Annotated in this window: 19 protein-coding genes; 15 read left to right on the top strand and 4 right to left on the bottom strand. The window is 69.3% G+C overall.

Annotated elements, in window-relative coordinates; all coding sequences use genetic code 11:
* From O7602_RS29860 to O7602_RS29840, 5 genes are all read left to right on the top strand, one after another.
* Window positions 1-864: a sulfotransferase domain-containing protein gene (locus O7602_RS29860; protein WP_281585915.1), complete on the top strand. Its 864-nt coding sequence runs from the start codon at window positions 1-3 to the stop codon at window positions 862-864.
* Complete coding sequence (locus O7602_RS29855) at window positions 834-2,444, top strand: flippase (protein ID WP_281585914.1); 1,611 nt, start codon at window positions 834-836, stop codon at window positions 2,442-2,444. Before O7602_RS29860 ends, O7602_RS29855 begins: the two co-directional genes overlap by 31 nt.
* A 29-nt stretch (window positions 2,445-2,473) precedes the next feature.
* The gene (locus O7602_RS29850; protein ID WP_281585913.1) at window positions 2,474-3,406 is read left to right on the top strand and encodes a sulfotransferase; all 933 of its coding nucleotides are present in this window, start codon (window positions 2,474-2,476) and stop codon (window positions 3,404-3,406) included.
* Between the two features lie 144 nt (window positions 3,407-3,550).
* Window positions 3,551-4,597: a glycosyl hydrolase gene (locus tag O7602_RS29845; RefSeq protein ID WP_281585912.1), complete on the top strand. Its 1,047-nt coding sequence runs from the start codon at window positions 3,551-3,553 to the stop codon at window positions 4,595-4,597.
* 215 nt (window positions 4,598-4,812) lie between these two features.
* Entirely contained in the window at window positions 4,813-7,869 is a 3,057-nt protein-coding gene (locus tag O7602_RS29840) for a malectin domain-containing carbohydrate-binding protein (RefSeq protein ID WP_281585911.1), read from the top strand.
* Between the two features lie 68 nt (window positions 7,870-7,937).
* On the opposite strand, the gene O7602_RS29835 is transcribed toward O7602_RS29840, so the two are convergent.
* Window positions 7,938-8,330, bottom strand: a complete 393-nt coding sequence (locus O7602_RS29835) for a CBS domain-containing protein (protein ID WP_281585910.1) — start codon at window positions 8,328-8,330, stop codon at window positions 7,938-7,940.
* Between the two features lie 112 nt (window positions 8,331-8,442).
* Here O7602_RS29835 and O7602_RS29830 point away from each other — a divergent pair, with 112 nt between their 5' ends.
* From O7602_RS29830 to O7602_RS29815, 4 genes are all read left to right on the top strand, one after another.
* Window positions 8,443-8,892 carry an NUDIX domain-containing protein gene (locus O7602_RS29830; RefSeq protein ID WP_281585909.1) on the top strand — a complete coding sequence of 150 codons (450 nt, stop codon included), beginning with the start codon at window positions 8,443-8,445 and terminating at the stop codon, window positions 8,890-8,892.
* A gap of 85 nt (window positions 8,893-8,977) precedes the next feature.
* Window positions 8,978-9,709, top strand: coding sequence for a phosphocholine cytidylyltransferase family protein (locus O7602_RS29825; RefSeq protein WP_281585908.1), 732 nt, complete (start codon window positions 8,978-8,980; stop codon window positions 9,707-9,709).
* Window positions 9,697-10,764, top strand: coding sequence for an iron-containing alcohol dehydrogenase family protein (locus O7602_RS29820; RefSeq protein WP_281585907.1), 1,068 nt, complete (start codon window positions 9,697-9,699; stop codon window positions 10,762-10,764). The genes O7602_RS29825 and O7602_RS29820 overlap by 13 nt, the downstream gene beginning before the upstream one ends.
* Window positions 10,739-11,461 carry a CDP-alcohol phosphatidyltransferase family protein gene (locus O7602_RS29815; RefSeq protein ID WP_281585906.1) on the top strand — a complete coding sequence of 241 codons (723 nt, stop codon included), beginning with the start codon at window positions 10,739-10,741 and terminating at the stop codon, window positions 11,459-11,461. Before O7602_RS29820 ends, O7602_RS29815 begins: the two co-directional genes overlap by 26 nt.
* 634 nt (window positions 11,462-12,095) lie before the next feature.
* Here the strand turns inward: O7602_RS29815 and O7602_RS29810 are convergent.
* Complete coding sequence (locus O7602_RS29810; protein WP_281585905.1) at window positions 12,096-12,290, bottom strand: DUF397 domain-containing protein; 195 nt, start codon at window positions 12,288-12,290, stop codon at window positions 12,096-12,098.
* An 8-nt stretch (window positions 12,291-12,298) separates the two neighbouring features.
* Complete coding sequence (locus O7602_RS29805) at window positions 12,299-13,126, bottom strand: helix-turn-helix transcriptional regulator (RefSeq protein WP_281585904.1); 828 nt, start codon at window positions 13,124-13,126, stop codon at window positions 12,299-12,301.
* A gap of 257 nt (window positions 13,127-13,383) precedes the next feature.
* Here O7602_RS29805 and O7602_RS29800 point away from each other — a divergent pair, with 257 nt between their 5' ends.
* The 6 genes from O7602_RS29800 (at window position 13,384) to O7602_RS29775 (ending at window position 22,112) form a co-directional block, all read left to right on the top strand.
* Entirely contained in the window at window positions 13,384-13,554 is a 171-nt protein-coding gene (locus O7602_RS29800) for a hypothetical protein (RefSeq protein WP_281585903.1), read from the top strand.
* Window positions 13,541-14,713, top strand: coding sequence for a helix-turn-helix domain-containing protein (locus O7602_RS29795; RefSeq protein WP_281585902.1), 1,173 nt, complete (start codon window positions 13,541-13,543; stop codon window positions 14,711-14,713). The genes O7602_RS29800 and O7602_RS29795 overlap by 14 nt, the downstream gene beginning before the upstream one ends.
* A gap of 272 nt (window positions 14,714-14,985) precedes the next feature.
* The gene (locus tag O7602_RS29790) at window positions 14,986-16,503 is read left to right on the top strand and encodes a class I SAM-dependent DNA methyltransferase (RefSeq protein ID WP_281585901.1); all 1,518 of its coding nucleotides are present in this window, start codon (window positions 14,986-14,988) and stop codon (window positions 16,501-16,503) included.
* On the top strand, window positions 16,500-17,717 hold the full coding sequence (locus O7602_RS29785) for a restriction endonuclease subunit S (RefSeq protein WP_281585900.1): 1,218 nt from the start codon (window positions 16,500-16,502) through the stop codon (window positions 17,715-17,717). Before O7602_RS29790 ends, O7602_RS29785 begins: the two co-directional genes overlap by 4 nt.
* Window positions 17,718-17,755: 38 nt before the next feature.
* Window positions 17,756-21,190 (top strand): DEAD/DEAH box helicase family protein, encoded by a 3,435-nt coding sequence (locus O7602_RS29780; RefSeq protein ID WP_281585899.1) that lies wholly within the window; start codon window positions 17,756-17,758, stop codon window positions 21,188-21,190.
* A gap of 259 nt (window positions 21,191-21,449) precedes the next feature.
* Window positions 21,450-22,112: a maleylpyruvate isomerase N-terminal domain-containing protein gene (locus O7602_RS29775; protein ID WP_281585898.1), complete on the top strand. Its 663-nt coding sequence runs from the start codon at window positions 21,450-21,452 to the stop codon at window positions 22,110-22,112.
* An 11-nt stretch (window positions 22,113-22,123) separates the two neighbouring features.
* Here the strand turns inward: O7602_RS29775 and O7602_RS29770 are convergent, their stop codons facing one another.
* Window positions 22,124-23,374: a glycosyltransferase gene (locus O7602_RS29770; RefSeq protein ID WP_281585897.1), complete on the bottom strand. Its 1,251-nt coding sequence runs from the start codon at window positions 23,372-23,374 to the stop codon at window positions 22,124-22,126.
* Window positions 23,375-23,378 lie beyond the last annotated feature (4 nt).

Raw genomic sequence — 23,378 nt, 5'->3', positions numbered from 1 at the left:
GTGACGGTGGCCAGGGAGCAGGCGCTCCGCGCGGTGAAGTCGGTGAGCCGGACGGTCGGTCGGTTGACCGCGGGTTCACGGATGGTGCCGGGATTCCTGATCGTGGGGGCGCAGCGGTGTGGCACCACCTCGCTGTTCAAGACGCTGTCGCAGCACCCCGGCGTGCTGCCGCCCGCCTACCACAAGGGCGTGCACTACTTCGACATGGACTACCGCCGGGGGATGAGCTGGTATCTGGGGCACTTCCCCACCACCGGCAAGGCCGAGGCGGTGAAGGCGCAGCTCGGCGTACGCGGGATCACCGGCGAGTCGAGCCCCTACTACATGTTCCACCCGCTGGCCGGGCAGCGGATCGCCAAGGACCTGCCCTCGGTGAAGCTGCTGGTGCTGCTGCGTGACCCGGTGGAGCGGGCCTACTCGGCGCACTCGCACGAGCTGGCCCGCGGCTACGAGACCGAGGCGGACTTCGAGCGGGCGCTGGCGTTGGAGGAGCAGCGGACGGCGGGCGAGCGGGAGCGGATGACCGCCGACCCGACCTACCACAGCGAGCACCTGCAACACAACTCCTACCTGGCCCGGGGCCGCTACATCGAGCAGGTGGAGCGGCTGGAGGCGCTTGTCGGCCGGGACCGGCTGCACGTCATCGACAGCGACGACTTCTTCGCCGACCCGCGGCCCTCCTTCGACGCGGTCTGCGACTTCCTCGACATTCCCCGCTGGGCGGACATCGCCTTCGGCAAGCACAACTCGCGGTCCCGGTCGCCGATGTCGGCCGAGCTGCGGGCCCGGCTGGAGGACCACTTCGCCCCGTACGACGAGCGGCTGGCCTCCTGGTGGGGACGCGTGCCGTCGTGGCGGCGGTGAGCCGGGCGGACGCCGACGCCACGGTCGTCCTACCGGCGGTCCGGCCGGCTCCGGGCGCGGGCCTGGGCGGCGTGGCCCGGCAGGGCTTCGCCAACCTGGTCGGGGTGGGCCTGGCCGCGGTGGCCGGTTTCGGCCTCAACATCGTCATCGCCCGGGGCTGGTCGGTCCGCGAGGCCGGCATGTTCTTCGCGGCCACGAGCGCCTTCATGATCGCCGCGTCGGCGGCCCGGCTCGGCACCGACGTGGGCACCGTCTACTTCGTCAGCCGGCAGCGGACGCTCGACCGGCGGGACCAGATCCGCGGCACGATCCTGGTCGGGCTGCTGCCGGTGCTGGCGGTCGGCGTGCTGCTCGGCGCGGCCGGTTGGCTGGCCGCCCCGGCGCTGGCCCGGGCGACCATGCCGGAGGCCGGCCCGGACGCGGTGACCGCGCTGCGTATCCTGCTGGCGTTCGTGCCGCTGGCGGCGTTGAACGACTACGCGCTGGCGGCCTGCCGCGGCTTCGGGCAGATGCGCCCGTTGCTGACCGTGGAGCGGCTCGGCCGCACCCTGGTGCAGTTCCTGGCCGTGGCGGTCGCGGCCTGGCTCGGGCTCTCCGCCACCGTCGCGCTGCCGCTGGCCTGGGTGGTGCCCTACCTGCTCGCCGCCGTGGTCGCGCTGGTGTGGCTGGGTCGGCTGGTCGGCCGGGCCGGGCGGCAGGTGACCCGACCGGTCCCGGCGGGCGAGTTGCTGGTGCCGTTCTGGCGCTTCACCGGGCCCCGCGCGGTCAGCAGCGTGGCCGCGATCGTGGTGCAGCGGCTGGACATCGTGCTGCTCAGCGCGCTGCGTGGGCCGGCGGACGCGGCGATCTACACGGCCGCGACCCGTTTCCTGGTGCTGGGTCAGCTCTCCAGCGTCGCACTCTCCAGCACCGTGCAGCACCGGCTGGCCGCCGCCTTCGCCCGGGACGACCGGGCCGAGGCCCGGCAGCTCTACCAGGCCGCCACCGGCTGGTTGGTGCTGCTCTCCTGGCCGGCATATCTGATCTTCGCGGCGTTCGCCGTGCCCATGCTGGCGTTGTTCGGCGAGGGCTACGCCGACGGTCGCCGGGTCGTCGTCCTGCTCGCGCTGACCATGTTGGTGGCGACCGGGTGCGGCATGGTGGACATGGTGCTCAACATGGCCGGTCGCACCGCGTGGACGTTCTACAACGCGATGGGCGGCACGGTGCTCAACGTGGTGGCGAACCTGGTGCTCATCCCGCGCTACGGCATCCTCGGCGCCGCCCTGGCCTGGACCGTCTCCATCCTGGTCACCAACCTGGTGCCGCTGACCCAGCTCTGGTGGTCGATGCGGCTGCACCCGTTCGGCGCCGGCACCCGGGCCGCGATGGCGCTGGCGGTCGTCGCACTGGGCCTGCCGCTCGGGGTGGCCAGCCTGCTCGGGGCCGCGCCGGCGCTGCTCGCGCTGGTGACGGTCGCCGGCACGGCGGCCTACCTGGCCGGCGTGTGGCGCTGGCGGCGCACCCTGCACCTCGACGCGCTGCGGGCGTTGCGCCGTGGCCGTAACCGGGCCGGGGTGGACCCGGCCGCCAAGTCCTGACCCGTTTTCGCGTACCGATGGGACCTTCGATGACGAGCGACTCCCCCCTCTCCCCGCACGCCGGGCTGTCCACTGTGAAGGCCGCGAAGCTCGCCGCGGTCGGCCTGCTGGCCGACCGGAAGGAGCGCCGGGACCTGGAACGCCCGGTGGAGGCCGCCAACCGGCGGTTCACGCTGAAGGTGGAGCGGCCGATCTTCATTCTCGGCGCACCGCGTTCCGGCACCACGTTCCTGGGCAGTTGCGTGGGGGCCCTGCCGGACGTGTCCTACCACTACGAGCCCCGGCTGACCAAGGCGGTCGCCCGCTGCGTCTACGAGGGAAGCTGGACGCCGCAGCGGGCGGCGCGCTACTTCCGCGGCTACTACGGCGCGCTGCTCGCCGCGTCCGGTCACGGTGGGCTGCGGTTCGCCGAGAAGGACCCGGAGAACTGCTTCATCGTGCCGTTCCTGGCCGAGGTCTTCCCGGACGCGGTCTTCCTGCACGTCTACCGGGACGGTCGGGACGTGGCCGTGTCGCACGCCGAGCAGCCCTGGTTGAACGCCGCGTCGACGGGCACCGGGCGCAGCGGCCGGGGCGGCACGCCGTGGGGCGCGGCACCCCGCTTCTGGGTGGAGCCCGACCGGCGCGACGAGTTCACCCGGGTCTCCGATCTGGGCCGGTCCGCCTGGATGTGGCGGCGTTTCACCCGCAGCGCGCTGACGCAGCTCGCCGCGCTGCCCGCCGATCGGGTCCGGCACCTGCGCTACGAGGACGTCGTGCACCGTCCGGCCGAGGCGGCCGAGGTCGTCGCCGACTTCCTGGAGGTGGGCGACCCGGCCGGGCGGGAGGCGTTGCACGCCCGGTTCGCGAAGGCCCGGCCCAACTCGGTGGGACGGTGGCGGCAGCGACTGACCGAAGAGGACCTGGCTGACGTGCTGGCACAGGCGGGCCCGTTGCTGACCGAACTCGACTACCACCCGTGAGCGCGCGTCCACGGGTAGAGTGCCAGGGGTCGCCCGCCTGACCCGGCGTGCCGCTCCGCTGACGTGGAGCCCCTCGGGTCGACGACCGTGCGGCGGTGACCATCCTGGGGAGAGGTTGCGGTGGTACGACGGTTTCGACGGACGATGGCGACTCTGATCGCGTTGGCCTGTCTGGCACCTGTGGTCGCGGCGTGCGACTCCGGGTCGCCGGATCCGGCGGATCGGACGACGTCGGCGGCGCCGCCCCCGCCCACGGTGACGCCCCGCAAGGGCACGGTCCAGACCACCGGCCGCGGGCCGGAGCTGCCCGAGAAGGGCGCTTGGGTGGGCGCCTGGGTGAAGCCCGACTTCCACAACGCCTCCGGCCGCGCGTCGGCGTGGGACGCCTTCAACCAGGCAGCCGGCGGCCAGCTCGCCATCGCGCACATGTTCCACGAGTGGAACGAGCCGTTCCCGGGCGCGACCGAGCGGGCGTTCCAGGCCCAGGGCAAGCTCCAGATGATCTCCTGGCAGGGCACCGACACCCGGTCGACGGTCAGCGGCGTCTACGACGCGCTGATCCGCCAGCGGGCGCAGGACGTCAAGGCGTTCGGCGTGCCGGTGCTGCTGCGCTACCGGTGGGAGATGGACCGGCCGAACCTGGCCGCCAGCATGCACTCGCCGGAGGACTACGTCGCCGCCTGGAAGCATGTGCGGGCCATCTTCACCGAGGTCGGCGTCACGAACGCGGCCTGGACGTGGTGCCCGCACGCCGACGGGTTCGCCGAGCCCGAACGCCGGGCCGCCGACTACTACCCTGGGGACGACCAGGTCGACTGGCTCTGCACCGACGTCTATCCGAGCCCGGAGTGGAACAGCTTCAGCAACCGGATGGACCACTTCATGGCGTTCGCCAAGAAGCACCCGCGGCCGGTGGTGATCGGCGAGTACGGGCTTACCCAGGACGGCCGCCCGGGGCAGCGGGCCGAGTGGATGCGCGAGGTCGGTCCCTATCTGAAGAAGCACCCGCAGATCAAGGCGGTGCTCTATTTCGCGGCCCGGCAGACCGAGAAGCCGCTGTACGACAGCACGTTCGGCGCGGACCCGGAGAGCCAGGCGGCGTTCCGGGAGATGGCCACCGACCCATACTTCAACCCGCCCATGCCTGACCTGAGTGTTTCCGCCGCGCCACCCTCCGTAGGCAATCGGTGATCATCCCTCGTCTTTTCGTGCGGCCCGGTCCGCTTCCTCGGCCAAAAAGGTCGATCCCGGGTGGACGCGCGGCGGCCGGATGCGAGAAAGTATTGCTCTCACGTCTGCGGTCGGCCGGGTAACCCCACCTCACGTCGGCACCGGCCACGACCGCAGCGCCTCCGACGTTCCCCCCGGAGCAGCCTGTGCCTTCCTCGTTCCTGAGACACCGCTCGGTGTCCGCCTTCGGCGCCGCCGTGCTCGGCATCGCCACCCTGTTCACGCCGGTGCCGGCACTTGCCGCGCCCGCGGCCACGGTCGCACCCGACCACAGCACGCTTGTCGGTGAGGCGACGTCGGACAAGACGCCGAACATCAACGACGGCAACGTCGTGGCCATCTACGACGCCGGCAGCAAGGTGATCGTCGGCGGTTCGTTCACCAACGCGCAGAACCGCGGCTCGTCGCCCACCCCGGTCGACCGCCGGGGCGTGCTCGCCTTCGACAAGGCGACCGGCAAGATCGACAACGCGTTCGCGCCGCTGCTCGACGGTGACGTGACCGCGGTGATCGCCGGCCCGACGCCGGGCACGGTCTACCTCGCCGGTGGGTTCAACAAGGTCGACGGCAAGAGCTTCCGCAAGCTCGTGCTCCTGAACGTCGCCGACGGCACCCCGGTCGACGGCTTCAAGGGCCCGGCGTTCAACGGCGCGGTCAGCGACCTCGCGCTCATCGACGACCACCTGCTCGTCGGCGGCATCTTCAGCACGGTCACCGCGACCACCGACCGGGCCGGGCTCGCCTCGCTCAACCCGACCACCGGCGCGGTCGACGACTACCTCACCGTGTCGCTGACCGAGCACCACAACTGGACGGCGACCAACGGCGGTGCCTCGGCCGGCGTCGGCGTCGAGAAGATGACCGTCTCGCCGAACGGCAAGCACCTCGTGGTCATCGGCAACTTCAAGAAGGCCGACGGCGTCGTGCACGACCAGATCGTGCGGATCAACCTGGGCGCGAGTTCCGCCACCGTCGCCGACTGGAACACCGACAGCTACTCCGGCGCCTGCAAGTACAGCGCGTTCGACTCGTGGGTACGGGACGTGCAGTTCTCACCGGACGGCAAGTACTTCGTGGTGGGCACCACCGGCGCTTCCTTCCCGGGCACGCTCTGCGACTCGGCGGCCCGCTGGGAGACCGACGCCACCGGCGCCGGTCAGAAGCCGACCTGGACCAACTTCAGCGGCGGCGACACCTTCCTCTCCGTCGGCATCAGCGAGAAGGCCGTCTACGTCGGCGGTCACTTCCGCTGGTCGAACAACCCGCTCGGGCGCGACAAGGCCGCGCCGGGCGCGGTGCCGCGGGCCAGCATCGCAGCTCTCGACCCGGCCAGCGGCCTGCCGCTGTCCTGGAACCCGGGCCGCCACCCGCGCGGCTACGGCGTCACCGAGATGCTTGTCACCCCGCAGGGCCTCTGGCTGGGCAGCGACCAGGAATACATCGGCAACCGCGAATTCCAGCGGAAGCGGCTGGCCTTCTTCCCGCTGGACGGCGGCAACGCCCCGCACTCGACCAGCACGAAGGGCCTGCCCGGCGACATCTACCAGGCCGGTCGGGCGGCGCAGACCGAGGTGCTCTACCGGGTCAACGCCGGTGGACCGGCCATCCCGGCGACCGACGGCGGGCCGGACTGGGCCGCCGACAGCACCACCGCGCCCAGCCCGCACCACAACAGCGGCAACAGCGTGTCGACGTACAGCACGAACGCCACGTTCGACGACACCGTCCCGGCGAGCACCCCGACGACGCTGTTCAACAGCGAGCGGTGGGACGAGGCCGCCGCGCCGGACATGCAGTGGGACATCCCGGTCGCGGCCGGCACCCGGGTCGACGTCCGCCTCTACCTGGCCAACCGCTACTCCCGGACGGGCACCGTCGGCAAGCGGAAGTTCGACGTCAGCATCGACGGCGTGCTCAAGCTGAACGACTTCGACCCGGTCGCCGTCGCCGGTGGCACCGACCGCGGCACGATGCAGTCCTTCTCCGTGGTCAGCGACGGCGTGGTCGACGTCGACTTCGGCCGCGAGCTGGAGAACCCGCTGATCCAGGGCATCGAGATCGTCAAGACCGCGCCGACGCCGGATGCCTCGGACGTGCTCTACCGGGTCAACGCGGGCGGTGCCGAGCTGGCCGCGCCGAGCGGGCCGGCCTGGGCCGGTGACAGCCCGACCGCGCCGAGCGAATACCACAACGCCGGCAGCCAGGTCCTGACGTACGGCACGAACGCCTCGTTCGACGCCACGGTGCCGGCGGACACGCCGGTCGAGGTGTTCAACAGCGAGCGCTGGGACGAGGCGCCCGCACCGGACATGCAGTGGGACTTCCCGGTGCCGGCCGGCACCCCGGTGCAGGTGCGGCTCTACCTCGCCAACCGCTACAACGGCACTTCCACCGCTGGGAAGCGCAAGTTCAACGTCAGCGTCGACGGCGTGCTGAAACTGAGCAACTTCGACCCGATCGCCGCGATCGGCGCCACCAACAAGGGCACCATGCGCGCCTTCTCGGTCACCAGCGACGGCAACATCGACGTCGACTTCGGTCGGGTCCTGGAGAACCCGCTGGTCCAGGGCATCGAGATCGTCAAGCTGCCGCCGGTGCCGCCGGCCACCACCGTCGACAGCATCACCAAGCGGTCGTACGACGGCGCGAGCACGGTCGGCACCGCGATGTCGGTGCCGAACCCCGACGACACCCGGTGGTCGGGCGTCAAGGGCGCGTTCTGGGTCGGCGGTGACCTGTTCTACGGCGTCGGCGGCAACCTCTACAAGCGCTCGTTCGACGGCACCGAGTTCGGCACCCCGAAGAAGCTCGACCCGTACCACGACGAGAAGTGGGACCTGATCGAGACCGGCTCCGCGCCCGAGGGCTCGACGTACGCGGGCATGACTGTCAACTTCTCCGCCGAGCTGCCGAACGTGACGGCCATGTTCTACTCCAAGGGCCGGGTCTACTACACGCTCGCCGGCCAGCGCACCCTGTTCTGGCGTGGGTTCGCACCGGACACCGGCACGGTCGGCGCGGAGCGGTTCACGGTCGCCGGGACCACCGCCTTCGCCGACGCGGGCGGCCTGATCCTGGACGGCGAGAAGCTCTACGTCGTCTCCCGGAGCAACGGCAGCCTGTCCTCGATGGCGTGGTCGGACGGCGTGCCGACCGACACCGCCACGGTGCTCAGCGGTCCGACCGTCGACGACGTGGACTGGCGCGGCACCGCGGTCTTCGTCGGCCCCTGACGGGACGGCACGACCGCGACACCCCGCACGACGATGGCCCGGCCGGTATCGGCCGGGCCATCGCCCGTTCAGGCGCGGGTCGGTGCGTGTTCCCGTGCCCAGACCCGCATCAGGTCACGTACCGAGATGACGCCGGCCACCTCCCGGCCGTCGAGCACCACCAGGTGGCGGAACCCGCCCCGGGCCATCGCCGCAGCCGCCTCCTCGATCGTCCAGTCCGGGCCGGCGTAGACGACGTCCCAGGTCAGGTGGGCGGCGGTACGCTCGACGTCCGGGTCGAGCCCGGCTCCGATCGCCTTCAACACGTCGCGTTCGGTCATGATCCCGACTCCCTCGGAGTCCGGGTCGATCACGACCGCCGACCCGACACCGCGGGCCGACATCATCCGGGCCGCCTGGCGGAGCGTGTGCTCCGGGCCGACCACGAGAACCTCGTTGGACATCGCTTCCCGTACCTGCATCACACATCACTCCTGTGGGACGGCGACTGGGTACGGACATGGTGGGCCATCGATGCGTACCGGGACAAGAAGGGGCATCGCCCGAGACGGCGCGGATGGCTAGGGTCGGAGGGTGCCCACCGACCCCCTCCGCTGCGCCGGCGCGCTGATCGTCGACGACGACAGCCGCATCTTCGTGCAGCGCCGCGCCCCCGGGCGACGCCTCTTCCCCAACTGCTGGGACATCGCGGGCGGCCACCTGGAGCCGGGTGAGGAGATCGACGACGCGCTGCGCCGGGAGGTCACCGAGGAGACCGGCTGGACGGTGTCGCACGTGCTGGGCCTGGTCGGCGAATACCGCTACACCGCTGACGACGGGCTGACCCGGGTGGAGACCGACTTCCTGGTCCGGGTGGACGGCGACCTGAGCCGGCCCCGCCTGGAGCCGACCGAGCACACCGAGTTCCGCTGGCTGGCGGAGCGGGACATCGCCCTGCTCGACGAGCACCGGGACGTGAACGACGGGATGATCCGGCGGATCCTGGCGGACGGCTTCGCCGCGCTGCGGTCGATCGGGCTGTAGGGCGATCACGGGCTGCACCCGGAGCGCCGGGCTGCCGACGTTATCCTCGCCTCGTGGAATCGGTCGAGAAGAGGAGCGTGTCGGCATGATCGGGATGGTGCTCGCCGCGGGTGCGGGGCGCCGGCTGCGGCCGTACACGGACACCCTGCCCAAGGCCCTGGTGCCGGTCGACGGGGAGATCACCATCCTCGACATCGCGTTGCGCAACCTCGCCGCGGTGGGGCTGACCGAGGTCGTGATCGTGGTCGGCTACGCGGCCGACGCGGTCCGGCAGCGGCAGGCCGAGCTGGCGGAGAAGTACGGCGTCACGATCACGCTTGTCGACAACGACAAGGCGGAGGAGTGGAACAACGCCTACTCGCTCTGGCTGGCCCGGGAGCACTTCTCCCGGGGCGTGCTGCTCGTCAACGGCGACACCGTGCACCCGGTGAGCGTGGAGAAGACGCTGCTGGCCGAGCGCGGGCCGGGCGTCCTGCTTGCCGTGGACACGCTCAAGCCGCTGGCCGAGGAGGAGATGAAGACGACCTTCGACGCCGCCGGCCAGCTCACCCGGATCACCAAGCTGATGGACCCGGGCGAGGCGTACGGCGAGTACATCGGCGCGACGCTGATCGAGCCGCAGGTGGCCGACGCGCTCGCCGACGCGCTGGAGGCGACGTGGCGGCGTGACCCGAACCTCTACTACGAGGACGGCTACCAGGAGTTCGCCGACCGGGGCGGCGAGGTGCGGGCGGCGCCGATCGGGGACGTCTCCTGGGTCGAGGTCGACAACCACGAGGACCTGGCCCGGGCGCGGGAGATCGCGTGCCGCTACTAGCCCGTAGCGTCCTCACCCCGCTGCACATCGACGTGCGGCGGGGCGCGGTGGCGGACCTGGCGTCGATCCTCTCCGACGGCCGGATCTCCGCCGGTGGTGACGTCGCCGTGGTGGTCGGGCCGGGGCAGGGCGAGAAGATCGCCGAGCTGATCCGGCCGTCGCTGCGGTCGGCGGACGTGTTCACCGTGGCCGGGGGCACTCTGGACGCCGCCGACGAGTTGGGCGGCAAGCTGCGCTCCCGGTCGTACGACGCGGTGGTCGGCATCGGCGGCGGCAAGACCATCGACGTGGCGAAGTACGCGGCGACCCGGCGTGGGCTGCCGATGGTGACGGTGGCGACCGCGCTCGCCAACGACGGGATCGCCTCGCCGGTGGCCAGCCTGATCACCGAGGGCCTGAAGGGCTCCTACGGGGTGCACATCCCGATCGCGGTGATCGTCGACCTGGACTTCGTGGAGGCCGGACCGGAGCGGCACAACCGCGCCGGCATCGGCGACGTGGTGAGCAACATCAGCGCGCTCGCCGACTGGGAGCTGGCCCGCCAGGTACGCGGTGAGCCGGTCGACGGGCTGGCCGCGTCGCTGGCCCGGGCCGGCGCCGAGGCGGTGCTCAACCACCCGGGCGACATGACCGACGACGCGTTCGTCACGGTGCTGGCCGAGGCGCTGATCTCCAGCGGCCTGGCGATGGCGGTCTGCGGCACCAGCCGCCCGTCCAGCGGCGGCTGCCACGAGATCATGCACGCGATCGACGCGCTCTTTCCCGGCACCGCCTCGCACGGCGAGCTGGCCGGGCTGGGCGCGTTGTTCTGCACGTTCCTACGCGGCGACGAGCGCCGGTTCGCCGAGATGTCCGCCTGCCTGGCCCGGCACGGGCTGCCCCGGCTGCCGGCCGAGGTAGAGCTGACCGACCACCAGTTCGTCGAGGCGGTGCAGTTCGCGCCCGCCACCCGGCCGGACCGCTACACCATCCTCGAACACCTGGCGATGTCGGCTTCCGAGACCCGGGAGCGGCTGGCAGACTACGCCGGTGCCCTCCGCGACCGCCTTGGCTGAGCCCCGTCCCACCGTCGCTGACTTCCACCGGGTCAACCGGGGTGGCGGCCTGTTCAGCGAGTCGATCAGCCAGTGGATCGGGGCGGCGTTCGCGCTCGTCGCCCAGCGGCTGGGCCTGCGCCCGACCGCGTTGACCCTTGCCAACCTGGTGCTGGGGCTGGCCGCCTCGGTGACCGTGGTCGCGCTCGCCGACGACGTGGCCGCCGGCACCGTCCCGGCCTGGGTGGTCGGCCTGGTCGCCCTGGTCGGCTGGCAGATCGCGTACGCGCTCGACTGCGCCGACGGGCAGCTCGCCCGGGTGACCGGGCAGGGCAGCGCGGCCGGCGCCCGGATCGACGTGCTCTGCGACGTGGCCGCCCAGATCGCGCTGGTGGCCGCTCTGGCCGCCACGGCGGTGGCGCAGCGGCCGACGACGCCGGTGTGGCTGGTGGCGGTCTTCGCCGGAACCTGGATGGTCAACCTGGTGACGTCGGTGATGCAGTCCGGCCCGAACGCGGCAAGCATGGTCACCTCGACGTCGCTGCCGGTCCGGGTGGTGAAGCTGGTCCGCGACTACGGCGCGGTGATCTTCGTGGCCGGCCTGGTGCTGGTGTTCGCGCCCGCGCTGGCGTTCTGGGTGATGGTGGCGTTCACCGTCGTCAACGGCGGCTTCCTGCTCGCCAGCATCGCCTTCTCCGCCCGCGCCGCACTGCGCTGAGGGCTCCCCCGGCGCGCCTGCCTCTGCCTCTGCCTCTGCCTCTGTCCGGGGCGTGGGCCGATCGCCACCACCTCGCCGAAGTGGCGCCATCCGGGCGCGGTCGATGCCGCCACTTCGCCGTGCTGGTGTTGATCAGACCGCTGACCCGGCCGCTGACCCCGGCCGCTGACCCCGGCCGCTGGCCCCGGCCTACCCCGACACCTACCCGCCGGACTCAGCGCTCGTCACTCTGTGTGTCGCCAAAGAGGCGGAAGACAAGTACCTCTCTGCTGCCTTTGCTCTGCAGCCGCCGACGCAGCGGTAACGCACGGTCCCCGCTGCGCGGGTGGCTGCAGAGCAAAGGCAGCCGGAGGGGAAAGGGTGGTAGATCCGGGCCATGAGCATCCGCCCAGTTCAGGATCGGTTTTACGGATCGAGAGGTGGAGCGAGGCGACAGGGTTAGCCATCTCCGCGCAACGCAGCGTAATCGATACCCGATTCGTCCCTTACAGTTACTCAGGGTCGCGATAATGGTCGATCGCCGCTGACGGAGTCAACAAACCTCGCCCGCGCCGACTACTCGGCCGGCTGGCACCCGCCGAACTGCATCACGTCGAAGAGCGCATCCGGCAGATCTTCGGCCTCTGACGGACGGTTAGTTGCTCTTAAGAGAGTCGATGAAGGTGCGCCAACCCGTGGCGTCGAAGGCCAACGCGGGACCGGTCCTGTCCTTGCTGTCTCGAACGGCCACCCCGTCGCAGAGGTCGGCCACCTCGACACACGCGCCGCCGTTGGAGTCGCTGCGGGTGGACTTGCGCCACACCAAACCGGCGAGGTCCGGGTTCGACATGTCAGCCTCTACTTCATCTCGTCCGCGATCCCCAGAATGAGCCGGCGGGACTCCGCCGGCCCGAGGGCCGCAGCTTGAAGACGGCCCCACAACCGATTGTAGGACCGGAGCGATTCGGGGCTGTCGAGGTAATCCGCGTCGGTGAACGTCTCCAGGTAGACGACATCAGAGGCAACCTCTTCCCCGAAGCGGAGGAGGATGAAGTTGTACGAGGCTGTCACGTACGTCTCGGCATCCAGGGGAAAGACCTGGATCGTCACATTTGGACGGTTGGTAATAGCCGCGATATGGGATAGCTGCTCCCGCATTGCTGCCCGATCACCGAGGTCGCGCCGCAGCGCCGACTCGCTGAGGATGAAGCTCAGCTCCGGCCCGTCTGGCCGATCGATCACCTTTTGTCGTTCGAGGCGCACTGCGGTCTGCGCCCCGACGTCCTCGCCTTCGATGATCGCTCGGATGTAGGGCTCGGTTTGGAGGATGCCGGGGATGACCTCGGACTGGTACCAGCGGATCTCCGCCGCGTCCGCCTCCAGGTCGAGGTACTGCCGGAACCAGTCCGGCACCACGTTGCGGTAGCCGCTCCACCGCCCTCGCTGCCGTCCGGCGCGGGCGAGGTCCCGTAGCGGCTCGGCATCCTCGCCGGTCACCCCGTAGAAGTCGAGCAACAGCTTCAGGTCGGTCAGCCGGATGCCGGACTGTCCCAACTCCAGTCGGCTGACCTTGCTCGATGCCGAGTCGATGACCTCTGCGGCCTCTTCCTGGGTCTTGCCTGCCGCCTCACGTGCTCGCTTGAGGGCGTTGCCGAGACGACGCCGCTGGATCGTCGGGGTGACCATGCGGCGAGTATTCCGCCCCTCCGGCCACCCTCTCGGCGACACGCCGTGAGTTCCCAAATCAGGACCATCTCGCTAGCCTATCTTTTTGGACTCCTAATTTGGGAAATTCGAAAATTATCCGGAGGCGTCATGACTCGACATGCGAAGAAGTTGATATGTCCCGGTCGGCTCCTCTGGACGCCCAGGCACCTAGACGTGAGCCCGCTCTGCCACCTCGGGGCGGCGAGGATCGAACTGAACCGGGCGAGGTGCCGGTCGTGAGGGGGCGGCGGAAGTCTGAGCGCGAGGACCGGGGTGAGCAGATCCAGGCGGCGGAACGGGAGGCCGCCCGACAGCGGCTTCTCGCCCAGGCCGAGGCGGAGCGGATACCCGCCGAGGAAACCACCCGGGCGGTCCCGGACCGGCGGTGGCAGCGTGAACAGAAGTGAGCTGCTGCCGGTCGGCCGGCGCGTGGCCTACTGGCGGGGGCGGCGGAAGCTGTCGCAGCAGGTGTTCGCCGACCGGCTCGGGCGGTCGAAGTCCTGGGTCGACAAGGTCGAGCGGGGTGTCCGGTCCCTGGACAAGGTGTCGACGTTGCGGGACATCGCCGCCGTCCTGCGGATCGACACCGCCGTGTTGCTCGGCCGGGATGCGCAACCCGCTGCGATCACCGAGCGGACCGAGGGCGTGGAGCGGATCCGGACGGCCCTTTCGGCGTACGACATCGGGCCGCAGGGTCGCCGCCCGGCGCTGCCGGCGGACCGGTTGGCCCGGGACGTCGAGCATGCCTGGGTGATGTTTCAGCATGCCCGGTATCCGCAGGTGATCGCCGCCGTGCCGGGGGTGCTGGCCGGCGTGCGGCGTGTCGACGGGTGGGGGCGTCCGCTGCTGGTGGAGGCGTACCGGCTCACCGCCTCGCTGCTGGTGAAGCTCGGCGAGGTCGAGTTGGGCTGGCTGGCCGCGGACCGCGCCATGGCTGCCGCGACCGGTGATCGGGTGTTGGTGGCCGCCGCCGCGGTGCAGCTCGGGCAGGTGTTCCGCGCGTCGGGGCGGGCGCGGGAGGCGCAGTCCGCCACGTTGGCGGCGGCATACCGGATCGCCCCGGAGGACGGCTCTCCCGGCGGGTTGTCGCTGTGCGGGACGTTGCTTGTGCAGGCCGCGCTGGGGGCGGCCCGCCGGGGCGACGACCGGGCCGCCGCCGACCTCATCGACGAGGCCGCCGGCATGGCCGCCCAGGTCGGCGAGGGACACGACCATCACCGGACCGCGTTCGGGCCGACGGCGGTGGATCTGGCCCGTGGTGTCGCAGCGCTCGACCTGGGCGACGCGAGCGAGGCAATCCTCTGGCACGAGCGGACGACCGAGCGGGACTCTTGGCGGTGGCTACCGCTGGAGCACCGGGCGGCACACCTGGTCGACGCCGCCCGCGCCTACCTCCAGGCCGACGACCCGGTCGGCGCCGGCCGGGTGCTTGTCGACGCGGATCGGCTGGCACCCGCTGAGGTACGCCAGCGGCCCGCCGCCCGGGAGGTGCTCGCTCAGGTGGCCCGCGACCCGCGTGCTCCCGCCACGATCATCCGACTCGCCGCCGCCCTCGGGGTGAGCTGAGCATGACCGGGCCGTTCCTGTCGTTGGCCCAGATTCGCAATCGGCTGATCCTCACCGCCCGAGCGATCCTCCGTGACCACCGATCCGACTCGGACGGGCGCTGCCGGGTCTGCCGGATTCCGGACTGTTCGGTGGCGACCGCCGCCCGCAACGTCATCCGCACCGCCCGACAAGCCAACTCTCGGCCCGATCGGCAAGCCCGTTCACCTTGGGCGTGAGCGACGACTAGCCTGTGGAGCCAAGCCTGAAGCGACGCCATGGGGACGAGGCACGTGATAACCGGTGAACTGAAGAGCAAGATCGACCGCGTCTGGGATGCCTTCTGGTCGGGCGGCATCTCGAACCCACTGGAGGTGATCGAGCAGATCACCTACCTGCTCTTCATCAAGCGGCTGGACGAGATCGAAAGCCGGGAGCTGAAGAAGGCGGAACGCTTCCCGAATGCCAAGGTCACCCTGCGGTTCGGGCCTGACGAGCAAGAGCTTCGATGGTCCAAGTTCAAGGACCGAGACCCGGAGACGATGTTCAAGATCGTCGCCCATCGTGTCTTCCCCTACCTCCAGACGCTCGGTGGTGACGGGTCGACCTACTCGCACCACATGCGGGACGCCCGGTTCACGATCCCCGGCCCGGCGCTGCTCGACCGCGTGGTCAACATGCTTGACCAGATCCCGATGGAGGACCGGGACACAAAGGGTGACCTTTACGAGTACATGCTCGGCAAGATCGCTACGGCCGGGCACAACGGACAGTTCCGGACGTCGCGGCACATCATCCGCCTGATGGTTGAGATGACGGCTCCGCAGCCGAAGGACGAGATCTGCGACCCGGCTTGCGGCACCGCGGGCTTCCTCGTCGAAGCGAGTGACTACGTCCGGCGCACCCATGAGGAGGCGCTGCTCGACGCCGAGCAGCGGGCGCACTTCCACGAGAGCATGTTCCACGGATTCGACTTCGACGGCGTCATGCTGCGCATCGGTAGCATGAACATGCTGCTGCATGGCGTGGAAAACCCGGACATTCGCTACCGCGACTCGCTAGCAGAGAGCGTGAGCGGCGAGTCCGAAAAATACACGCTGATCCTGGCCAACCCACCGTTTGCCGGCAGCCTCGACTACGAGAGCACCTCCAGGGACCTCCAGCGGATCGTCAAGACCAAGAAGACCGAGCTGCTGTTCCTTGCCCTCTTCCTCCGGCTACTCAAGCCGGGCGGCCGGGCGGCCGTGATCGTGCCGGAAGGTGTGCTCTTCGGGTCGAGCAAGGCGCACAGGGAACTGCGCCGGATGCTGGTCGAGGACCAAAAGCTCGACGGCGTGGTCAAGCTGCCCAGCGGGACCTTCAAGCCATACTCGGGCGTTTCCACGGCGATCCTGCTCTTCACCAAGACCGACAGCGGCGGGACCGACAACGTCTGGTTCTACGAGGTGAGCGCCGACGGCTGGAGCCTGGACGACAAACGGACGCCGCTGCTGCCTGACGAGAAGCTCACGGCGGCGCCGAAGGTTGCGCTGACTGAGGACGAGCATACGAAGAACAATCTGCCAGACGTCCTGGCGCGGTGGTCTCGCCGGAATGACGACGAGTTGCAGCGGGCGCGAACCGAACAGAGTTTCTGCGTCTCCAAGGCCGAGATCGCTGAGCAAGGCCACGATCTTAGCTTCAGCCGCTACAAGCAAACCGTCCACGAGGAGGTCGATCACCGCTCGCCGCTGGACATCATTTCTGACCTGGAACGCCTCGAGTCTGAGATTAGGCAGGGCATGTCCGACCTCAAGGGAATGCTCGGATGAACATTCCTCTAGTACCGGTTCACGAACTCGCAGAGCAGATCCGCGGTGTTACCTACGCTAAAGATGAAGCTTCTTCGGCCCCCGCACCAGATCGTATTCCGATTCTTCGAGCCGGAAATATAAAAGACCACGGTCTGGATTTATCCGACTTGATTTTCGTGCCCGAACCCCGCGTTGCAGAAAAACAGAAAATCCGACCCTACGATGTCATCGTCGCAACTTCTAGCGGCAGCCTCGACGTCGTCGGCAAAGCGGCACAGGCTCGTCAGCATTTTAGTGGCAGTTTCGGTGCTTTCTGCAAGGTTCTGCGGCCAAATAGCCGGATAGATCCTCGGTACTTCGCTCACTATTTCCGCACCCCAGCTTACCGGGCTAGGATTTCCTCGCTCGCCGCAGGTGCGAACATCAATAACCTGCGCACCGAACACCTAGCTGACTTGGAAATTCCACTTCCATCCTTCAATAAGCAGCGCACCATCGCGGAGGCGTTGGACCAGGCAGATGAATTGCGGCTCAAGCGGCGTGCGGCCCTCGCTCACCTAGACGATCTCGCCAAATCCATCTTCATTAACATGTTTGGAGATCTGCGTCATGATGGGGGTAGCTTCAACACGGTACCCTTTAGTGGAGTTGTGAGGGAGTTCCGCTACGGCACTTCGAGTAAATCGACGAGCACGGGGTATGCAACCCTCAGGATCCCGAATGTAATTGGCGGCACGCTTAACTTGGACGAGCTAAAGGCAGTGCCGGCCACGACGGCGGAGTTCGAACGACTCCGCCTAACGGATGGCGATCTTCTGTTCGTCAGGACTAATGGAAATCCCGACTTTGTTGGCCGCTGTGCCGTCTTCGACCAAGCCTTGGTGAAGGACAGCGGATTTCCAACAGACCAGTTCCTCTACGCGTCGTACCTCATCCGTGCACGAGTCGACGAGCAGCGCGTTCTGCCCACTTTCATCCAGCAGTTCATGAGCGGGTCAGCAGGCCGCTCCTCACTGCGTGACCGCTGCAAGACCTCCGCCGGGCAGTACAACCTAAACACGGCCGGTCTCGGCTCGGTCCAGGTACCCGTGCCACCCCTTCAGCAGCAGCAGGAATTCGTGGATCGAATCTCCGATGTGAGGGCGCTACGAGCGACTCATGAGTCCAGCCTGGCGGAGATGGACGCGCTGTTCGCGTCGTTGCAGGATCGGGCTTTCCGCGGGTTGCTCTGATGTGAGATGCTGGGCGGCTGTCCACAGTGGGGGTAGACGTGAGCAACTTCGAGTTCCTGCGGGCCGAGTGGCCTGAGCTGCGTGACGAAGCCCTGCGGGCCGAGCGACTTGCCGTCGCCGACCCGCGGGGCTCGTGCTTCTACGCTCGGCGCACCCTGGAACTCGCGCTCGGCTGGCTCTACGACGCCGACGCGACACTTACCAGGCCGTACCGGAACGATCTCTCCGCGAAGATCCACGAGCCGACGTTGCGCAACCTGGTGGGCACCGCCATCCAGGCCAAGATGAACGTCATCCGCAAGCAGGGCAACCGCGCCGTCCACGAGCGGATGGCGGTGACGACGAAGGAGTCGGTGCCGGTCCTCCGCGAGCTGTTCCACGTCACCTACTGGATCGCCCGCCACTACACCCGCGATCAGTCGCAGGTGCCGGCGAGTGCCCTCGCCTTCGACCGGAGTCTGATCCCCTCGCCGGCATCCACCGAGGCCCGGCAGCAAACCCAGGCCGAGGTGAAGGCGCTCGCCGAGAAGCTCGCCGCTCGGGACGCGGCGCTGGCCGCCGAGCGCGAGAAGAGCGCCACCCTCGACGCCGAGCTTGCGAAGCTGCGTGCGGAGGTCGCCGCCGCGAAGGCCGCCAACGATGCCCGCCCCGACGACCACGACTACGACGAGGCGCAGACCCGCGACCTGTTCATCGATCTTCTGCTGGCCGAGGCCGGCTGGCGGCTCGACGGCCCCGACGACCGCAACTCCAAGGCGACCCGCGAGTTCCCGGTGACCGGAATGCCCAACAGCACCCGCACCGGCTTCGTCGACTACGTGCTGTGGGGTGACGACGGCAAGCCGCTCGCGGTGGTCGAGGCCAAGCGCGCGCGGCGGGATGCCACCAGCGGCAAGCAGCAGGCCAAGCTCTACGCCGACTGCCTGGAGAAGCAGTACGGCCAGCGGCCGGTCATCTTCTACACCAACGGCTACGACACCTGGCTGTGGGACGACGGACCTTACCCGCCCCGGCCGGTGCTGGGCTTCTACACACAGGACGAGCTTGCGCTCCTCGTTCAGCGTCGCACCGACCGTGAGCCGCTGGCCGGCGTACCTATCAAGGACGAGATCGTCGAGCGGCACTACCAGCACCGGGCCATCCGCAAGATCGGTGAGGCGTTCGAGCGGGACCAGCAGCGCCAGGCGCTCGTGGTCATGGCCACCGGCGCCGGCAAGACACGAACCGTGATCGCCCTGGTCGACATGCTGATGCGGGCCAACTGGGTCAAGCGGGTGCTGTTCCTCGCCGACCGCACCGCCCTGGTCAACCAGGCGGTCAACGCGTTCAAGGCGCACCTGCCGCAGGCGGCCACCGTCAACCTGGTCACTGAGAAGGACACCGAAGGTCGGGTGTACGTCTCGACGTACCCGACGATGATGGGGTTGATCAACGAGACCGGCAGCGGCGGACGGCGCTTCGGGCCGGGCTACTTCGACCTGGTCATCATCGACGAGGCGCACCGGTCGGTCTACCAGAAGTACCGGGCCATCTTCTCCTGGTTCGACGGTCTCCTGGTCGGGCTCACCGCGACTCCGCGCAACGAGATCGACCGCAATACCTACAGCCTGTTCCACCTGGAGGACGGTGTCCCCACCGACCACTACGACCTCGACGACGCGGTGAGGGAGAACTACCTCGTCCGGCCGCGCGCGTTCTCTGTCGAGACCGAGTTCCAGCGGGGCATCCGCTACGACGACCTCACCGAGGAGGAGAAGGACGAGTGGGACTCGCTCGACTGGGGTGACGACGGGCCGCCGGACAGCGTCGACGCGGACGCGCTCAACAAGTGGCTGTTCAACGCCGGGACCGTGGACAACGTCCTGAAGACGTTGATGGTCTACGGTCACAAGGTGGCCGGCGGGGACCGGATCGGCAAGACGATCATCTTCGCCCGTAACCAGGCGCACGCCGACTTCATCCAGGAGCGGTTCGACCTGGCCTACCCGACGCACGCCGGTCACCGCGCCCGGGTCATCACGCACAAGACCGAGTACGCGCAGAGCCTCATCGACGCCTTCTCAGGGCCGGAGGAGGACCCGCACATCGCGATTTCGGTCGACATGCTCGACACCGGCATCGACGTGCCCGAGGTCGTCAACCTGGTCTTCTGCAAGCCCGTCCGGTCGAAGTCGAAGTTCCTCCAGATGATCGGCCGGGGCACCCGCCTCTGCAAGGACCTCTACGGCCCCGGGCAGCACAAGGACGACTTCCTGGTCTTCGACTTCTGCCGGAACTTCGAGTTCTTCAACGAGAACCCGGAGCCGGCCCGAGGGAAGTTGGGCGAGTCGCTGACCGAGCGGCTGTTCAAGGCCCGACTCGACCTGGTTCACCGCCTCGACCAGCGGTTTCCCGTCGATTCCGACGCCGACCCGGAGCCGGACGCCGATGGGACGCAGAGCGAGTCCGGCCTGCGCTGGGAGCTGGCCCGCGACCTCCACGCCCGGGTGGCGAACATCCACCCCGAAAACTTCGTCGTACGACCCAAGCGCCGCCTGGTGGAGTACTACGTCGACTTCACGCACTGGCACCGGCTCACCGCCGAGGCGGTCGACGAGATCGGCGACAACCTCGCCAACCTGCCCACCGAGACGCAGGAGGACGACGAGGCAGCCAAGCGGTTCGACCTGCTGATGCTGCGTCTCCAGCTCGGCCAGTTCCAGGTGGTGCCCGACTACGACCGCCTGCGCCGGCAGGTGCAGGAGATCGCCTCGATGCTGCTGGAGCAGACCAGCATCCCCACGGTCCGTGAACAGCAGCAGCTCCTCGACGAGGTGGCCGGCGACGAGTGGTGGCAGGACGTGACGCTGCCGATGCTGGAACTGGTCCGCCGACGCCTGCGCGGGCTGGTCCGGCTCATCTCAAAGTCCAAGCGAGCCATCGTCTACACCGACTTCAGCGACGAGCTGGGCGAGATCTCAGTCGTCGCGCTCGACGACATCAGGATCGGCACGGACTTCGAGCGGTTCCGTGCCAAGGCCCGGATGTATCTGCGCGCCCACGAGGACCACCTGGCGTTGCAGAAGCTGCGGCGCAACAAGCAGCTTTCTCCCACCGACCTCGACGAGTTGGAGAAAATGCTGGTGGCCAGCGGCGGCGGTGCCGAGGACATCGCCCGTGCCCGCCGATCCTCCGACGGGCTGGGGCTCTTCATCCGCTCGCTGGTCGGGCTCGACCGGGAGGCCGCCAACGAAGCGTTCAGCGAATTCCTGGCCGGTCGGACCCTCACCGGCAACCAGATCAGCTTCATCGAGCTGATCGTCGCCCACCTGACCCGCAACGGCGCGATGGAGCCCGAACGGCTCTACGAATCCCCGTTCAGCGACATCGCTTCGGACCCCGACGCGATCTTCCCGCCCGCCGACGTCGATCGCCTGATCGCGATCGTCAATTCCGTCCGGGACACCGCCACCCCCGCTAGCGAGGTGGCGTAGTCGGCACCGGAATCAGTGACCGGCAGGCATCGCGGTCGGCCAGCAAGAGATCAAGGGGCGACACATCGGGCGGCACGTCGTAACGGGGTAGCCGGTCGATGTCGCTCGTGGTGGTCGCCTTGAGGCGAATCAGCCCTTGAGCCACCAAGGTTGCATACCTGTCCACTCCACAATTGTGCCCACAAACAGACCTCGCAGGCTGGCACCGCGCGGGCGGATCGGATGGCACCTGGTGCACCGAGCTGCCGGGAATGGCACCATGACGACGGTGGACCTGTTCTTATCCTCGTGGGCGGTACTGCGTACAGCGGTGGCCGAGCTTGCCGGTCCGGACTTCGAACGACCCTCCGGTTGCTCCGGCTGGCTGGTCCGCGACCTGGCCTGCCACCTGATCATCGACGCGCAGGACGTGCTGATCACGCTCGCCACCCCCGTCGACGCGGAGCCGACCAGGGATGCGGTGACCTACTGGAATGTCGTCCAGCCACCGACCGGTGACGACCCGCTCGACGCGCTGACCGTCCGGCTGGCCGCCGCGTACGGCGATCCGGCCCTGCTGAAGTTTCACCTCGACGACGTCGGGTCGGCCGCCGGCCGCGCCGCCGCACTCGCGGACCCGACCGTTCGGGTCGGCACCCGTGGCGAGGTACTCACCGTGTCGGACTACCTCGGCGCGTACGTCCTGGAATGGACCTTGCACCATCTCGACCTGGCGGCACATCTGCCGGACCTGGCCGGGCCGCCGGCCGACGGGTTGGCCCGCTCCCGCGCGATGCTGGAGACGATCAGCGGCGCCGCGTTCCCCCGGTCGTTCTCCGACCGGGACGCGTTGCTGATCGGCACCGGGCGGCGGACGCCGACCGGCCCGGAACGCGCCGAGTTGGGCGGACCGGCCGCGTCGCTGCCGTTCGTCCTCGGCTGACGGGCCGGCGGTCAGGCCAGGCCGGCGTAGACGTCCAGCAGGCGCTTGGTGATCACGTCGGGGTGGAACGTGCGCTCGTAGCGAGCGCGGGCCGCCTCCGCCAACGCGGATGCCTCCGCCGACGCCAGCGGCAGTGCGGCAGCAAGCGCCTCGACCTCCGGCGCGACCACCCAGCCGGCCTCGCCGCGCTGCACGCCGGTCGGCAGCGGCACCCGACCGTCGCCTGGCGCGGCGGTGGCCACCTCGGCCGGGCCGGTGCCGGCGGGCTCGCGGGGGGTGTCCGCGCCGACCAGGTACGGGATGCCGCCGAGCGCGGTGCCGAGCACCGGCCGACCGGCGGCGAGCGCCTCGATGATCACGGTGGGCAGCACGTCGTGCCAGGTCGAGGTGGCGAGCACCACGGCGCTGTCGGCGAGCGCGGCGCGTACCCCGGGGCGGTCGAGCTGGCCCAGGTAGAGCACGTCGGGCCGCTCGGCGGCGGCGGCCTCGGCGAGCGGGCGCAGCTCGCCGTCACCGGCGATGCGCAGCGGGCCGAGCGCGCCCACCGGGTGCCGCCGCCACGCCGAAAGCAGCAGGTCCAACCCCTTTTCCGGGCTGAGCCGGCCCATGAACAGGAAACCGTTGCCCGGCGGCACCGGCGTGCCCGGGTCCGGCACCGCGTTGGGCTTGACCACGATCCGCTCGTCCGGGATGCCGTAGTCGCGCAGGTGGTCGGCGACCGCCGTGGTGAGCGCGATGTAGCGGTCCACCGACCGCCAGGTGGGGCGGTGCACGGCGAGCGTGGTGGCCATCAGCGCGCTCTGCGCCCGGGAGTCGCGGTAGCAGCGGTGCACGATCGCCGGCACGCCGAACGCGCGACCTCGGCAGTCCTGGCAGATCACGCCGTCGCGGAAGTAGAGACCGGAGGAGCAGACCTGCCGGTAGTTGTGCACCGTCTGCACCACCGGCACACCCCGCCTGTGCGCGGTCCGCACCACCCAGGGCGAGAGCAGGGGGTACGGGTTGTGCAGGTGCAGCGCGTCCGGTCGGTGCTCGGTGAGCAGGCGGTCGAGGTCGTATTGAGCCTTCGGGGCCCAGATCGGCGAGATCGGCAGCAGCGCCTTGGCCGCCCTGGACATCGAGGGGATCTCGTCGGAGCTGCGCAGAAACGGCAGCACCTCCACGCCCGCGGCGGTGAGCTGGGCGATCTCCGCGTCGACGATGGTGTTCTCACCGGAGGGCTGCGCTTCCCGGTACCGGTTGTGTGCCACCACGATTCTCACGGGA

Source organism: Micromonospora sp. WMMD1128 (assembly GCF_027497235.1).
Taxonomy (GTDB): Bacteria; Actinomycetota; Actinomycetes; order Mycobacteriales; family Micromonosporaceae; genus Micromonospora.
Note: the sequence above shows the minus strand (reverse complement) of the source record. Positions and strands in the feature narration are given on the sequence as shown.

Bases quoted from the DNA above. Each gene is read 5' to 3' on its own strand.
- O7602_RS29775 (WP_281585898.1), top strand. From the start codon at position 21,450: ATGACGACGGTGGACCTGTTCTTATCCTCGTGGGCGGTACTGCGTACA.
- O7602_RS29825 (WP_281585908.1), top strand. From the start codon at position 8,978: ATGATCGGGATGGTGCTCGCCGCGGGTGCGGGGCGCCGGCTGCGGCCG.
- O7602_RS29850 (WP_281585913.1), top strand. From the start codon at position 2,474: ATGACGAGCGACTCCCCCCTCTCCCCGCACGCCGGGCTGTCCACTGTG.
- O7602_RS29810 (WP_281585905.1), bottom strand. From the start codon at position 12,290: ATGTCGAACCCGGACCTCGCCGGTTTGGTGTGGCGCAAGTCCACCCGC.
- O7602_RS29845 (WP_281585912.1), top strand. From the start codon at position 3,551: ATGGCGACTCTGATCGCGTTGGCCTGTCTGGCACCTGTGGTCGCGGCG.
- O7602_RS29835 (WP_281585910.1), bottom strand. From the start codon at position 8,330: ATGCAGGTACGGGAAGCGATGTCCAACGAGGTTCTCGTGGTCGGCCCG.
- O7602_RS29805 (WP_281585904.1), bottom strand. From the start codon at position 13,126: ATGGTCACCCCGACGATCCAGCGGCGTCGTCTCGGCAACGCCCTCAAG.
- O7602_RS29785 (WP_281585900.1), top strand. From the start codon at position 16,500: ATGAACATTCCTCTAGTACCGGTTCACGAACTCGCAGAGCAGATCCGC.